At 59.9% G+C, this 13,511-nt stretch carries 13 protein-coding genes and 2 pseudogenes; 13 read left to right on the forward strand and 2 right to left on the reverse strand.

Annotated elements, in window-relative coordinates:
• Positions 1 to 42 precede the first annotated feature (42 nt).
• The 5 genes and pseudogenes from ACX3P0_RS18525 (at position 43) to ACX3P0_RS18545 (ending at position 4,671) form a co-directional block, all read left to right on the forward strand.
• On the forward strand, positions 43 to 741 hold the full coding sequence (locus ACX3P0_RS18525; RefSeq protein WP_459090941.1) for an IS6 family transposase: 699 nt from the start codon (positions 43 to 45) through the stop codon (positions 739 to 741).
• A gap of 53 nt (positions 742 to 794) precedes the next feature.
• Positions 795 to 1,367 (forward strand): annotated as a pseudogene (locus ACX3P0_RS18530) (ABC transporter ATP-binding protein); the annotation flags it as partial.
• A gap of 43 nt (positions 1,368 to 1,410) precedes the next feature.
• On the forward strand, positions 1,411 to 2,736 hold the full coding sequence (locus tag ACX3P0_RS18535) for an ABC transporter substrate-binding protein (protein WP_459090739.1): 1,326 nt from the start codon (positions 1,411 to 1,413) through the stop codon (positions 2,734 to 2,736).
• A 103-nt stretch (positions 2,737 to 2,839) separates the two neighbouring features.
• Complete coding sequence (locus ACX3P0_RS18540) at positions 2,840 to 3,778, forward strand: carbohydrate ABC transporter permease (protein WP_459090741.1); 939 nt, start codon at positions 2,840 to 2,842, stop codon at positions 3,776 to 3,778.
• Between the two features lie 5 nt (positions 3,779 to 3,783).
• Positions 3,784 to 4,671 carry a carbohydrate ABC transporter permease gene (locus tag ACX3P0_RS18545; RefSeq protein WP_459090743.1) on the forward strand — a complete coding sequence of 296 codons (888 nt, stop codon included), beginning with the start codon at positions 3,784 to 3,786 and terminating at the stop codon, positions 4,669 to 4,671.
• 319 nt (positions 4,672 to 4,990) lie between these two features.
• On the opposite strand, the gene ACX3P0_RS18550 is transcribed toward ACX3P0_RS18545, so the two are convergent.
• Positions 4,991 to 5,932 (reverse strand): MYG1 family protein, encoded by a 942-nt coding sequence (locus ACX3P0_RS18550; RefSeq protein ID WP_459090745.1) that lies wholly within the window; start codon positions 5,930 to 5,932, stop codon positions 4,991 to 4,993.
• A gap of 362 nt (positions 5,933 to 6,294) precedes the next feature.
• Between ACX3P0_RS18550 and ACX3P0_RS18555 the strand changes: the two genes are divergently transcribed.
• Positions 6,295 to 7,143: a GIY-YIG nuclease family protein gene (locus tag ACX3P0_RS18555; protein ID WP_459090747.1), complete on the forward strand. Its 849-nt coding sequence runs from the start codon at positions 6,295 to 6,297 to the stop codon at positions 7,141 to 7,143.
• Positions 7,144 to 7,280: 137 nt separating this feature from the next.
• Here the strand turns inward: ACX3P0_RS18555 and ACX3P0_RS18560 are convergent.
• Positions 7,281 to 8,104, reverse strand: a pseudogene (locus ACX3P0_RS18560) (IS3 family transposase); the annotation flags it as partial.
• Positions 8,105 to 8,349: 245 nt separating this feature from the next.
• On the opposite strand from ACX3P0_RS18560, the gene ACX3P0_RS18565 reads away from it, so the two are divergent.
• The 7 genes from ACX3P0_RS18565 (at position 8,350) to ACX3P0_RS18595 (ending at position 13,457) form a co-directional block, all read left to right on the forward strand.
• Positions 8,350 to 8,484, forward strand: coding sequence for a hypothetical protein (locus tag ACX3P0_RS18565; protein WP_459090749.1), 135 nt, complete (start codon positions 8,350 to 8,352; stop codon positions 8,482 to 8,484).
• 711 nt (positions 8,485 to 9,195) lie between these two features.
• On the forward strand, positions 9,196 to 9,489 hold the full coding sequence (locus ACX3P0_RS18570) for an I78 family peptidase inhibitor (RefSeq protein ID WP_459090751.1): 294 nt from the start codon (positions 9,196 to 9,198) through the stop codon (positions 9,487 to 9,489).
• A gap of 213 nt (positions 9,490 to 9,702) precedes the next feature.
• The gene (locus tag ACX3P0_RS18575; RefSeq protein WP_459090753.1) at positions 9,703 to 10,137 is read left to right on the forward strand and encodes a hypothetical protein; all 435 of its coding nucleotides are present in this window, start codon (positions 9,703 to 9,705) and stop codon (positions 10,135 to 10,137) included.
• A 154-nt stretch (positions 10,138 to 10,291) separates the two neighbouring features.
• Complete coding sequence (locus ACX3P0_RS18580; RefSeq protein ID WP_459090755.1) at positions 10,292 to 10,519, forward strand: hypothetical protein; 228 nt, start codon at positions 10,292 to 10,294, stop codon at positions 10,517 to 10,519.
• Positions 10,520 to 10,715: 196 nt separating this feature from the next.
• Positions 10,716 to 11,720: a D-cysteate sulfo-lyase gene (gene cuyA / locus ACX3P0_RS18585; protein WP_459090943.1), complete on the forward strand. Its 1,005-nt coding sequence runs from the start codon at positions 10,716 to 10,718 to the stop codon at positions 11,718 to 11,720.
• Between the two features lie 22 nt (positions 11,721 to 11,742).
• Positions 11,743 to 12,468 carry a cysteate racemase gene (cuyB, locus tag ACX3P0_RS18590; protein ID WP_459090757.1) on the forward strand — a complete coding sequence of 242 codons (726 nt, stop codon included), beginning with the start codon at positions 11,743 to 11,745 and terminating at the stop codon, positions 12,466 to 12,468.
• 179 nt (positions 12,469 to 12,647) lie between these two features.
• A complete protein-coding gene (locus ACX3P0_RS18595; RefSeq protein ID WP_459090759.1) occupies positions 12,648 to 13,457 on the forward strand; it encodes a transporter substrate-binding domain-containing protein in 810 nt (269 codons plus the stop codon).
• The last annotated feature ends 54 nt before the right edge of the window (positions 13,458 to 13,511 follow it).

Raw genomic sequence — 13,511 nt, forward strand, 5'->3', positions numbered from 1 at the left:
GGCACTGTGGCAAGGAGAGCCTCTGACATTTTGGAGGATCAAATGTTCAAGGGCCGCCAGTTCGACCAATCGGTGATCCTGCTTTGCGTGCGCTGGTACCTGGCCTACAGTCTGAGCCTGCGTGATCTGGAAGAGATGATGGCCGAGCGGGGCATTTCCGTCGATCACACGACCATTCACCGTTGGACCGTCCGCTACGCACCGGAACTGCTGGAGCGTTTCAACCGACGGAAGCGGAACGTGACCGGCAGATGGCATATCGACGAGACTTACATCAAGGTCCGCGGCCAGTGGATGTACCTATACCGCGCCATCGACAGTGTCGGCGACACAGTCGAATTCTGGTTCAGCGAGCAGCGTGACCTACCGGCGGCCAAGCGGTTCTTTAGAAAGGCGTTGGCACGTCATGGCCGACCTGAACGCGTTGTCATCGACGGCAGCCAAACCAACCACGAGGCTATCGTTTCCTGTGACGCCACAAATCGCTTGCAGGATCGCTCTCGGCGCCGGCTGAAGCCGATCGAAATCCGCAAGAGTAAGTACCTGAACAACCGTATCGAACAGGATCATCGGCGCATCAAGCGTCGCGTCCGGCCAATGCTTGGCTTCAAATCACTAAGATCAGCCGCGATCATCCTGTCCGGCATCGAAATGGTCCACATGATGCGCAAGCGACAGGCGAGATACGCCTTCAATCCGAGTCCGTCCCTGGCCGAACAGTTCGCAATTCTTGCCGCATAATTGGCCTCGGGGCAGGCCTCTTTACGTTTCCAGTCAACGGTTGCAACAAAACCGTGCAGATGCGCGCTGAAATAAAGGAATTGCACCAGCGCCTGAAAACCACCACCGTCTATGTTACGCATGACCAGATTGAGGCCATGACCATGGCCGACAAGATCGTGGTCATGCATGACGGCATTGTCGAGCAGGTCGGGCGGCCACTGGAACTGTACGACCGGCCGGCCAATCTCTTCGTTGCCTCCTTCATCGGCTCTCCCTCGATGAATTTCCTGACAGGCGAAATCGGCAAGACTGGCGCGCTGGCCTTCCATGGCGCCGGGGGTGTTTCGATGTCGCTTTCGCAGGCACCGGCGATCCGCGCCGGTGACAGGGTGACGCTTGGCATAAGGCCGGAGCATCTGCGGCTTTCGAGCGACGGGTTCCCTGTCACGATCACGGTCGTCGAGCCGACCGGATCGGAGGTGCAACTGGTCGGCCGCACGCGGGGCGGCGAAGAGATCGTCGCGAATTTCCGCGAACGTCATGCCTTTACACCTGGCGAAACGGTGCATCTGTCCGCCGAGCCGGGCCTGGTTCATCTTTTCCATGGAGAGACGGGAAGCCGTGTCGAGATGGGTGGCGCGTAAGCGCAAATACGGAGAATACGATAGCAAACAGGAGGAAGTAGCTGTGAAATTCACCAGACGCGATGTCATCCGCACGACTGCAGGCGCTGCGGCGGGCGTAATGGGAAGCCGGCTTGTCGGTTCTCCCGCCTTTGCCCAGGACGCACCGAAATTCACGCCGGAGGAAGGCGCCAAGCTTCGGCTGCTGCGCTGGTCTCCCTTCGTTCAGGGGGATGAGGACGCATGGCTGGCGCTCTCCAAGAAATTCACCGAGGCAACCGGCGTCGAGGTTCGCGTCGACAAGGAAAGCTGGGAGGACATCCGCCCCAAGGCGGCGGTGGCCGCCAATGTCGGTTCTGGGCCCGACCTCATGTTCGTCTGGTTCGACGACCCGTTCCAATATCCGGACAAGCTGCTCGACGTGACCGATTTGGCCGATTACCTCGGCGGCAAATATGGCGGCTGGCATGAAGGCCCCAAGAGCTACGCGACGAAGGACGGCAAGTTTATCGGCTTGCCGCTTGCGACCATCGGCAACGCCATCGTCTATCGTGAAAGCTGGGTCAAAGAAGCCGGTTTTTCGGAATTCCCGAAGGACACGGCAGGCTTCCTGGAACTGTGCAAGGCCGTCAAGGCCAAGGGCCATCCAGCCGGCTTCACCCACGGTCACGGCGTCGGCGACGGCAACAACTACGCCCATTGGCTGCTGTGGAGCCATGGCGGCAAGATGGTCGACGAAAGCGGCAAGGTGGCGATCAACAGCCCCGAAACCCTGAAGGCCATCGAATACGCGCAGGAACTCTACAAGACTTTCATCCCCGGCACGGAAAGCTGGCTCGACGTCAACAACAACCGTGCCTTCCTGGCCGGCGAGCTTTCCGTCATCGCCAATGGCATCTCGGCCTACGAGACCGCCAGGATCAACAAGGACAACGATCCGAAGCTGGCCGAAATGGCCAAGGACATCCGCACCGCCAGCCTGCCGATCGGGCCGGTCGGGGAATCGGTGGAACTCTACCAGGTCACGTCGGCGGTGATCTTCAACTATACGCCCTATCCGAACGCGGCCAAGGCGTATCTGCAGTTCATGTTCGAGGAACCGCAGATGTCGGAATGGATCAAGGCTTCGTCTGGCTATTGCTGCCAGACGCTCAAGGCCTACGACAAAAACCCGATCTGGACAGCCGATCCGAACTACGAGCCCTACTCCAAGGCTTCGGCAACGCTGCGCAACAATGGCTATGCCGGGCCGCTGGGCTACGCGTCCGCCGCCACCATGGCCGATTACGTGCTGGTCGACATGTTCGCCACAGCGGTGACCGGCCAATCGACGCCGCAGGAGGCGATGGAAGAAGCCGAAAAGAGGGCGAACCGATATTATCGGGTCTGACCCAACTCGTCAGCGGGCGGCAGAAATGCCGCCCGGTTCGTTGCCTGGTTTCGCAGGGCCTGTCGGCGTTGCGTCGTAACAGAGACTTCATCGGGAGCCATCCATGGCCGTGACGTCAGCCGGCGCGCCGGCGCGCCCCTCCTTCCTGTCGCGTATGGCAGAGAACCGCAATGTGCTGGGCCTGGGCTTCATGCTGCCGACGGCCGTGCTGTTGCTGGTTTTCCTGACCTACCCCCTGGGACTGGGTGTCTGGCTCGGCTTTACCGACGCGCGCATCGGGCGTCCCGGGATATTCATCGGCATCGAAAATTACGAGTACCTTTGGGACGATAGCGTCTTTTGGCTGTCGGTCTTCAACACGGTGCTCTATACGGTGAGCGCCTCTATCCTGAAGTTCGCTCTCGGGCTTTGGCTGGCGCTTCTGCTCAACGAGAACCTGCCTTTCAAATCCTTCTTCCGGGCCGTGGTCCTGCTGCCCTGGGTGGTGCCGACGGTACTGTCGGCGATCGCCTTCTGGTGGATATACGACACGCAGTTCTCCATCCTGTCCTGGGCCTTGCGCGATATGGGCCTGATCGATCACAACATCAATTTTCTCGGCGATCCCACGAATGCCCGCGCCTCGGTCATCGCCGCCAACATCTGGCGCGGCATTCCCTTCGTGGCGATCACGCTGCTGGCCGGCCTGCAAACGATCCCCCAGTCGCTCTACGAGGCCGCCACCCTCGACGGCGCCAATCGCTGGCAATTGTTCCGCCGCGTCACCCTGCCGTTGCTGACGCCGATCATCGCCATCACCATGACGTTTTCGGTGCTGTTCACCTTCACCGACTTCCAGTTAATCTATGTGTTGACGCGCGGCGGCCCGGTAAACGCTACCCATTTGATGGCGACTCTGTCCTTCCAGCGCGGGATTTCGGGCGGCCAGCTCGGCGAGGGCGCGGCGATCGCCGTCGCCATGATCCCCTTCCTCCTCGTGGCGATCCTGTTTAGCTATTTCGGCCTGCAGAGGCGCAAATGGCAGCAGGGCGGGAGGGACTGACAGCCATGGCAAAGGCAATGAGACGCCAGAAGCTCGACGAAGGCGGCATGGGCTATCTGCAAAGCCTGCCGCGGCGGGTGGTGACGGTCTATGTGCCGTTGTTCGTGTTCGTCGTCGTGCTCCTGTTCCCGTTCTACTGGATGGCGATCACCTCGGTGAAACCCAACAACGAGATGACCAATTACGATCAGTTCAATCCGTTCTGGGTCGTCCACCCGACATTGCAGCACATCCGCTACCTGCTGTTCGAAACTTCGTATCCAGGCTGGCTGCTCAACACCGTCATCATCTCGGTTGCGGCCACCGCATTGTCCCTGTTTGCCTCGGTGTTTGCCGCCTATGCGATCGAGCGCCTGCGCTTTACCGGCTCGCGCCAGGTCGGGCTGGCGGTTTTCCTCGCCTATCTCGTGCCGCCCTCGATCCTGTTCATTCCGCTGGCGGTCATGGTATTCAACCTCGGCCTCTACGACACGCCTTTCGCGTTGATCCTCACCTATCCCACGTTCCTGGTGCCGTTCTGCACCTGGCTCCTGATGGGCTACTTCCGCTCCATCCCGTTCGAATTGGAGGAGTGCGCGCTGATCGACGGCGCCAGCCGCTGGCAAATCTTGACGAAGATCGTGCTGCCCCTGTCGGTGCCCGGGCTGATCTCGGCCGGTATCTTCGCCTTCACCCTGTCCTGGAACGAATTCATCTACGCGCTGACCTTCATCCAGTCGTCGGAGAACAAGACCGTACCGGTCGGCGTCCTGACTGAATTGGTTCGCTCCGACGTCTATGAATGGGGCGCGCTCATGGCCGGAGCGCTGATCGGCTCACTGCCGGTGGTGATCCTTTATTCCTTCTTTGTCGAGCATTATGTCTCCTCGATGACTGGAGCCGTGAAGGAGTAACTTCTGGAAGGGACCAGTGAACGCATCGGACCGCTCGCGACGCATTTCAGCGTCTGCTGGACAGCAGACAATTCCTGACTGCCCTTTATGCGACTTTCGGAGCACGAAGCGTGAACATTCGAGGGGTTCCGATTTCCATTTGGCTTAAGACTGCTTTGCGCCCAAGTGGGTCATCGCGATGGGCCCTGCACGCCGCCAAAAGCGGGTACACGGAAATGGCACTGTAGGTCTCTCTGGCTTGTAAGCAGCCAATCAGTCCAGTGACGGCAGCACTGCGGCCCTGCCGAGCTCCGTTAGCTCATAGACCCTTCTATCGGTGTCAGTTGCAGCCAACTGACCTGGCCTCGGTGGGAATAGCCTCCTTCACCGCCAATTCAGCCATGGCGAGAGCAGCATCGCGGGTCTTAGCGGCGGCGACGAAGCGGCCGTTGTGGCAAAAGCTTGCGCCCTTCACGCCGCATGCCGCCTCCAGATCGCCATTGCTCAGCCCGGCCCAGGCCGCGGGAAGATCGGCCCTCACCTCAAACCCTTCGTCCGCTCGGCGGATTGTGGTCAGGCACCAATCCCCGTCGCGCGGGTGGACCACGAACAGCAGATGATCGGCACCCGCCTTCACGATGGCTGGCCGGAAGGGCATTCCCATGGGAAGCTCGAGAACACGCCCCTGCCCTGTCGTCTCGATGGCTCGATGCACAACAGCTTCAGCACGCAATTTTGCGGCGATGCGGGAGATACCTGCCTCGACAAAACTGCGGGCGATCGTCAGCGCGGCCTGGAACGCGCGATCTTCGGCTGCAGGGTCGGTCTCGTCAAAAGCCGGCTTCAAGGTTTCCAGCAGTGCCGGCAGCGTGAGCCCCGCCAGCGGCCCCGAAGGGCTGAGCGCACCATTGTCCACCAGATCGACCGGAAGCACAAAACTTGCATCAAGCGAGGCGTGGACCGCTTCAATATGGGCCTCGGGAAGGCTCGAGGCGGCGAGATAGTCACGGCCATAATGCGTCCAGATCAATCCAAATGAACTGAAGGGTTGGCCATCCTGGCGCAACGGCGCGCCACGCTGGTGGTGATCGAATATCTGCGCAGCAGCGTCGTAGCGGCCGCCAACGTCGTAAACGATACGGTCCAGGCCGGATGTGATCCATTCCGGCGCCCTGCTGCGGATCAGACGAGCCTTCGGGAAAAGCCCGGTCAGGATGACGCTGGACAGCAGTTCATCGGCATGGAAGCCACCGGAATGGGTGACGAGGAAATCTGGAACCATGCCGGGATGTGCCTTGTATTTGCGGAGAACCCGCTTGCGGGTGGCACCAGATAGCCGTTGCCCGATACCAACTCAACCTGCCATGTCTCTTAGACCGCTTCCGCAGTGTTGACGCGTTAGATCGAATATGGATCGGCCGCAGTCGCAGCAGCCAGGACCGGCTTCCAAAAGGCACGCGCTGTGAAAACTAACCGAATAGTGACCCCAACGACGCCCACTCATTATGCCGAGGATGGCTATGCTTGGGTCGCGCGCCGTTTCGTGCACTGATCACTCCCATAGTTCATTTGCCAGTTTGCGATTGTTGACACGACGGACGGCCATGCGTGACATGTCCTCGGGCAAGGAGAGGGCATCCGCATATGGCGAATCCGGAACTGACTGCTGAGGTTCTCCTAAACCTCGGGTTCGTCGACGTCGGACGATGGCAGCCGTCCGGCGATTTTATCGCCTACCATCTGGACGGCGACGATGCCGCGGCAAACCAGGTCCTGCTTGACGCCCCGAACGCGCTCTATGCATTCGTGAAGGCCGAAGATGTTCTCTACATCGGGAAAACTGCCCGCTCGATCCGGAAACGATACGTCGGCTATTGCCGTCCGGGAAAGCGGCAGGCGACGAACCAGCGCTGCCATCGCAACATCAAGGTCGCCATCGCCCAAGGAACCGAAATCCGCATTTTCGTTTTCACGCCGATCTCGCACCTCCGCTACGCCGATTTCGAGATTAATCTGGCCGCGGGCCTCGAAGACAGCCTGATCCGTCAATTCGATCCGCCATGGAACGGCCGCGAGAGGGGCCAGCCGATTTCCGAGGAAGCCGAACGTGAAGAGGCGGAGGAAACCGAAACCGTGCAGGCTGGTGTCCGAGCGTCGGCCGATATCCCGTCGGAGCCACAGGCATCCAGTCAAGCGATGGTGTCTTTCTCTGTCGTGCTCGGCCCGACCTATTACAACAAGGGTTTCCTGAATCCCGGCGTCGAGGCCAGTCGTCATCTGGGCAAGGACGGCGACCCGATCCGTGTCCGGTTCAGCGATGGCAGCCAGACGGTCGTCTCGAAAATCAACAGGACGGCCAACCGGACCGGTGCCGTCCGCGTCGTCGGCTCCAACCAGCAGATCGCCAGATGGTTTCAGGATCACTTCCACGAAGGCGATACCGTGCGGGGCAGGATCGTCGACCTGCATACGATTGAGCTGCTCTCACAGTAGGAAGATATCCGCCATCATCGGCAATGCCGCATCCCCAGGTTCGGAGTATGCTTCGAATCAACAGGGGACTCCGATGGGGGATGTCGATCCGCACGTAGTCGTGGGAGACCAGTACGACGATGACCGCGCTTGTTGTCCTTCGGCTTCCTGCGCCACACCGCCATGAGCAGCGCCTGCAACACGATGTCGGTGGTTTGGCGGCTCTGCATTGACCAGCCGATGACGCGGCGCGAGAACAGGTCGATCACGACCGCCAGATAGGCAAAGCCTTCCTGGGTCCTGATGTAGGTGATGTCTGTCACCCATGCCGCGTCCGGCGCATCAACATCGAACTGCCGGGCCAGAGTGTTGTCGACCACGACAGACGGTTTGCCACCATAAGAGCCGGGACGCCGCTTGTAGCCGATCTGGGCTCTGATCGCGGCAAGCCTTGCAAGGCGAGCAATGCGGTTCACACAACTGGTCTCTCCCTGATCCAGAAGGTCGTCATGCAGCTTGCGGTAGCCGTAGACCCTGCCGCCATCCTTCCAGGCCTTGCTGATGAGCTCGGTCTGACGTGCGTCTTCGCGAGCTCGCTTACTTAAGGGGTTCTTCAGCCAGGCGTAGAAACCGCTGGCTTGGATGCGCAGGCAACGACACATCGCCCGAACCGTGAACTGCTGGCGATGCTTGGCAACGAACGCGTATCTCACTTTGCATCCCTGGCGAAATACGCGGTGGCTTTTTTTAGGATGTCGCGCTCTTCGGTGACGCGAGCCAGTTCTTTCTTCAAGTGCCGGATCTCCGCCGCCTGATCCCCATCGCCAGAACCTGAAAGCTTCAAAAGCTTCTTCTTCCACGCGTAGAGCGAGTGCGGGCTGACACCCAGACGCTTCGACACCTCCGTTACCGGATAGCCCCGCTCGGTGATCTGTGCGACCGCATCGCGTTTGAAATCGTCACTGAAACTGCTGGTCCCCATCATGGCCTCCTTGCCTCAAATTTAGGGAGGAAGGCGTCCACAAATCTAGGGGCTATTCAGACACCACCGGCGTGATGGTGACGGGCAGCACGACATGACGGCGCTGCGTTTCCTTCACCCGGGTCTTGGCGATCTCTTGTGCGTGGAATTCGTCACGAACTCGCCAGCCTGGTCATTCGTGATTGTCGCCAACGGCTATCTGCCTTCCATGACCTGGATGAGGCCGCCGAGGTCGATGGTGCAGCATGACCGACGACTATCTGGACGTAAAATTTGACTACTTTGCCGCACGGCACGCTCAATCCATTGTGATGCGCGAAGGCGCGGCTCTCGCACTGTCTGCACTCGGCGGGCCGCCGCGCGACGCGCTATTCGTTTGAGCCTCTACTCGAACTCGTCCGGGCGTAATCCGCCTTCTCTCCCATCCCGGCCTCGCGCCGGGTTTTCGTATCCGCCGGTAAGAACCTTTGATCGCGGCGACGTTGACCTCGCGTCCTCAATCCCGATGATGCCGACCCGCGGGGAGCGAAATCGAAGGGACGATAGATGACCCGTAAATTCCAACTTCTCGCTGCCATTGGATTGGCGACAATTGCCTTGGCTGCATGCAGTCAGACACAGTCGCAGGATCCCCAATTCCCGCCTGCAACGCAAGCGCCACCCCCGCCAAGCTCAATGTCAGCACCATCTGGCACGACACCAACGCCTCTGCCGGCACCCACGGAATAGCAGAGGCATAACGCTCATGCGAAAATCCCGCGATTGACGGGGTTTTCGTTGCCCGGCGGAACGGCTGTCTGTTTATCCACAGTGCATAGTTGCCCGAATCATAGGGCGCTGGCAGCATGTTGGGGCTGACGAGGGGGTCAGCGGGTTTGAGGCTCGATCACGCTTCGGCGATCCTCCCACGATCGAGCCTCGCCCTGCTATTGTAGATTATATCGCCTGCCACTCAGCCGCCTCCGGGCTCGCGGCAAGCCCTTCCTTTGCTAACAAGGCCCGATCTCCTATCGGGTTTCATTTCAAGCCTATTGAGGCCAATCAACCGAGCCATCCTGAATGGCCAAATCTTAAACATGCTGGAGGTTACTATGCATCGACGAATCTTCTTGGTGGGAACGGCGGCAAGCATTGCCTTCGCTTCTGGTTGCCAGAGTGAGGCTGCGAAATCGCCACCCCGTTCGGGCATTTGCGATCAGGAAGCAGCAGCGGCACTCGTCGGTCTAGATCGAGTATCCGACGCCCAGGCGAAGCAATTGACCGGTGCGACGATCGTTCGGCAAATCAAGCCTGGCGACCCTGTTACAATGGATTTCCGGCAGGAACGCGTCACTATCGAAACCGATCCAAAAACAGGCAAGATCGTTCGAGCCGGTTGCGGCTAATATCTCCTCTTCGGCGGGGGTTTCGTTTCAAGCGAGGAGATTGACAGTTACACCGGGTAAGAAACATTGAACCTGGCCAGTCCTTCAAGCGTTGACGCTCGCTTCCTCGCTCACCCTGAGAACGCTGTCCCCCTTCATGTCCGTCATGGTGGATTCGTTTTGCTTGGACATACCCGGTTCGTAGGGCAAACTGCCCTGGGGTCAGGAGGATGCATGAGAGCACGAACAGCGACAGTCGGAGACCTCGAACACGTCTTTCATGACTTGTCGAAGCGGATGTCAGACGAGTATGTCGCGGCCGGCAAGGACAGCAAGGCCGCCTACGACAATCTGATGATGAATTTGAAGGAAGGGCGTGCCCACGCGCTTGTCGAGAATGATACTACCGTCGCGATCATCGCGTGGCATGAGCATGGCGGCGCAGCAGATACCCTGTTCTCCGCGCGGGACGATTTCTTCAGCGCCAAGACTGTTCGGTTCTGCAAACAACACATCCGCCAAATCCAGGCGCTAACCGGAAATCTTCCGATCCATTCGCGCAGCTGGCTTGACGGCCCAGATGTCGTGAAATGGTTTCGGATAATCGGCTATGCCGAGCGAGGCCGAGAGAATGGTGCGCGGCTGTTCGAGTTGCTGCCAAATAACTGATGGATGGACACACTTCGCCCTATCAGGACGAGCCAAGGCTCTGGCAGCGGTTTCGTTTCAGGCGCCTACCTCCAATTGCCGACCGACTTGCTCTTCGTCGGCTTTCTTGAAGGGTGCAGACTGTCCAAAATCTGGCTTCTCAAGCGGGGCACGGATGGACATCGATTTCGAGGCAGCGCGAAAGCACCTGAAGCAGGCCCGCAAATTCCTTCAGGGGAATGACGGCGCCTGCCACGATATGGCTGGGGCCCTTGATCTGATGATCATCAATCTGGCTGTGGCCGAGTGCTCGTCGTTTCGCGCCCTCTCGCCTTTCCGCAGATCGAAACACGCGGAAGCCCGCGACGCCGATCCCGTTCAGGCGCTCGATAGCTTTGAATAAAAGTGGCAGAGTAGCAACGTTGGCGGCTACAGATCGTCAAGCGTCGTCAGCGCGCCTTCAAGAACAGCGCCTCAAGCGTGTACGCCCATGCGCTGTACACAAAATTGCATGACCGTGTTTCCGTCGAACCGCACAAAAGCTTTCTCCGCAACGGTACATGCGATACTTCCTGATAAGATAAAAGGGATGACACATGATGAACCTCGCCCGCTACCCCCGCGTCACGCTCGGCCACCTGCCGACACCGCTCGAAAGGCTCGACAATCTGACGAAGGAACTGAATGGTCCGGAAATCTGGATAAAGCGTGACGACTGCACCGGCCTGTCGACCGGCGGTAACAAGACGCGCAAGCTGGAATTCCTGATGGCGGAAGCGATCGCCGAAGGCGCGGACACCGTCATCACGCAGGGCGCCACGCAGTCCAACCATGCGCGCCAGACCGCGGCGGCGGCAGCGAAGCTTGGGCTCGCCTGCCATCTCCTGCTGGAGGATCGCACCGGCAAGACCGACTTCGACTATAAGGAGAATGGCAACGTGCTGCTCGACCGCCTGCATGGCGCGACGCTTGAGCGCTGTCCGGGCAATCCCGACATGAACGACGAAATGGAAAAAGTCACTGAGCGGCTGCGCGCCGAGGGCCGCAAGGTTTACACGATACCGGGCGGCGGTTCCAATCCGACCGGCGCGCTGGGATACGTCAACGCCGCCATCGAACTCCTCTATCAGGCGAACGCCATCGGCCTAAAGATCGACCATGTCGTGCACGCCACCGGCAGCGCCGGAACCCAGGCCGGGCTGGTGACGGGACTTGCCGGCATCAACAGCGGCGTGCCGGTGCTCGGCATCGGCGTGCGTGCGCCGAAAGCCAGGCAGGAGGAGAATGTGTTCGCGCTCGCCTCCCGGACCGCCGAGAAGCTCGGCATTGCCGGCGCCGTCAAGCGCGAAGATATCGTCGCCAATTGCGACTATATCGGCGAAGGTTATGGCTTCCCCGCTGCCGACACGATCGAGGCGATCCGAACGCTGGCGCGCACCGATGCCATCCTGCTCGACCCGGTCTATTCCGGCAAGGGCATGGCCGGGCTGATCGACCTGGCGAAGAAAGGTTTCTTCAAAAAGGGCGAGACGATCGTGTTCCTTCATACCGGCGGATCGGCCGGGCTGTTCGGTTACCCGACGGATTTTGAGAGCAATGCCTGATCGCCCCTCCGCGGGACAGGACATGAGCCGCCATTTCCCACCCGCCCATCCAGTCGTCGGCGTATTGGGCGGCATGGGGCCGGCTGCGACCATAGAGCTGATGCGCCGTGTCATGGAAGCGACGCCCGCCACGGACGACGCCGACCATATCCACCTTCTGGTCGACCAGAACCCGAAGGTGCCGTCGCGCATCGATGCCCTGATCAACGGCACCGGACCAAGTCCGCTCGACGAACTGGTGCGCATGGCGAAGGGCCTGGAAAGCGCCGGCGCGACGATGCTGGCGATCGCCTGCAACACTGCCCACGCCTATGCCGGCGACATCGCCGCGGCGGTCTCCATTCCGCTGCTCGACATGGTCACGCTGACCGCCGCGGCAATCGCACAGAAGCCGCTGCGCCACGGGCGGGTCGGCATGCTGGCCTCGACCGCCGTCCTGCAGCTCGGCATCTATGAAAAAGCTTTCGCGGCGTTCGGGATCGAAACCCGTTATCCGCAAAGCCAGCCGGAGGTCATGGACATCATCAGGGCGGTAAAGAAAGAAGGCGCGACGGCAAGGCTGCGCGGCGAATTCAATGCTGCTGCCCACGCGCTTCTTGCAGACGACATTGATCTGCTGGCCATTGCCTGCACCGAGCTTTCGCTGCTCATCGAAGGCCTCGATGCCTACCCGCCGAGGATCGATGCCCTCGATGTGCTGGTTTCTGCGATTGTCGAGGGCGCACGCAAATGTGAATCGGCGGCCTAGGCGCGGCCGCGAAGGCCCGTTGATTGACCTTCCGGTGAGCGTGCTCTAGCTTCGACGGTGCCGGCTTCCTGGTCATCCTGGCTGGGTTTGTCTCCGCCATGACTGCCGGTGAACGGATCACGACGCAATGTCCGCCGATCCCGGCACAATGGGATACGGCGTCGGGAGGAGTGAAGCGAATGAAGAGACTTTCCATTGTTGTCGCGGGTATCGCGCTCGCCATGCTGACGGCGCAAGCCTCGGCCGGCAAGCTGGACGACATCAAGAGCCGTGGCTCGCTGATCGTCGGCACCAAGGCCGACTACAAGCCGTTCGGCTTCCGTGATCCGTCCGGCGGCATCATCGGCATCGAGCCCGATCTGGCGGCCGACGTCGCCAAGCAACTCGGCGTCAAGCTCGAACTCGTGCCGGTCGTTGCCGCCAACCGGATGGAATTCCTCAAACAGGGCAAGGTCGACCTTCTCATCGCAACCATGTCCGACAAGCCTGAGCGCCGGAAGGTCGTCGAAGCGGTCGATCCGCCCTATTATTCGGACTCCGTCAACGTGTTGATGTCGAACCGCGCCAAGATCACGTCCTGGGAAGGATTGAAGGACAAGCCGCTTTGCGCGACGATCGGGTCGTTCTACAACAAATCCGTCGCAGAAAAATACGGTGCCAAGATCGTTGCGCTCGATGGTTCAGACAAGCCACTCATCGCCTTGCAGCAGGGCAATTGCGTCGGCTATCTCTACGACCAGACCTACATTCAGGGCAAACTTCTCGATAAGCAGTGGTCCGCCGATTACTCGATGCCTCTCAAGGGTATCATGGAAACGCCGTGGATCATGGCGGTGGCACCGGGCAATGACGACCTGCGGGATTTCGTCTCCAAGGCAACGATCACATGGATGAAAAAAGGCACAATCGTCGATCTTGAGAAGAAGTGGGGGATCGAGCCCACCGATTATTCCAAGCGCATGCATGAGAAGTACAAGAACCAAAGCTGACATATGCGATCTCTGGGCGCGCGGCCGTTGAAAGGCCGCGCGTTTTGGTTGGAA

The sequence above is a fragment of the Mesorhizobium sp. A556 genome, from assembly GCF_054489545.1.

Excerpts from the sequence above, each read along its gene's own strand:
- ACX3P0_RS18525 (WP_459090941.1), top strand. The coding sequence starts at position 43 with ATGTTCAAGGGCCGCCAGTTCGACCAATCGGTGATCCTGCTTTGCGTG.
- ACX3P0_RS18540 (WP_459090741.1), top strand. The coding sequence starts at position 2,840 with ATGGCCGTGACGTCAGCCGGCGCGCCGGCGCGCCCCTCCTTCCTGTCG.
- ACX3P0_RS18545 (WP_459090743.1), top strand. The coding sequence starts at position 3,784 with ATGGCAAAGGCAATGAGACGCCAGAAGCTCGACGAAGGCGGCATGGGC.
- ACX3P0_RS18550 (WP_459090745.1), bottom strand. The coding sequence starts at position 5,932 with ATGGTTCCAGATTTCCTCGTCACCCATTCCGGTGGCTTCCATGCCGAT.
- ACX3P0_RS18555 (WP_459090747.1), top strand. The coding sequence starts at position 6,295 with ATGGCGAATCCGGAACTGACTGCTGAGGTTCTCCTAAACCTCGGGTTC.
- ACX3P0_RS18565 (WP_459090749.1), top strand. The coding sequence starts at position 8,350 with ATGACCGACGACTATCTGGACGTAAAATTTGACTACTTTGCCGCACGG.
- ACX3P0_RS18570 (WP_459090751.1), top strand. The coding sequence starts at position 9,196 with ATGCATCGACGAATCTTCTTGGTGGGAACGGCGGCAAGCATTGCCTTC.
- ACX3P0_RS18575 (WP_459090753.1), top strand. The coding sequence starts at position 9,703 with ATGAGAGCACGAACAGCGACAGTCGGAGACCTCGAACACGTCTTTCAT.
- ACX3P0_RS18580 (WP_459090755.1), top strand. The coding sequence starts at position 10,292 with ATGGACATCGATTTCGAGGCAGCGCGAAAGCACCTGAAGCAGGCCCGC.
- cuyA (WP_459090943.1), top strand. The coding sequence starts at position 10,716 with ATGAACCTCGCCCGCTACCCCCGCGTCACGCTCGGCCACCTGCCGACA.
- cuyB (WP_459090757.1), top strand. The coding sequence starts at position 11,743 with ATGAGCCGCCATTTCCCACCCGCCCATCCAGTCGTCGGCGTATTGGGC.
- ACX3P0_RS18595 (WP_459090759.1), top strand. The coding sequence starts at position 12,648 with ATGAAGAGACTTTCCATTGTTGTCGCGGGTATCGCGCTCGCCATGCTG.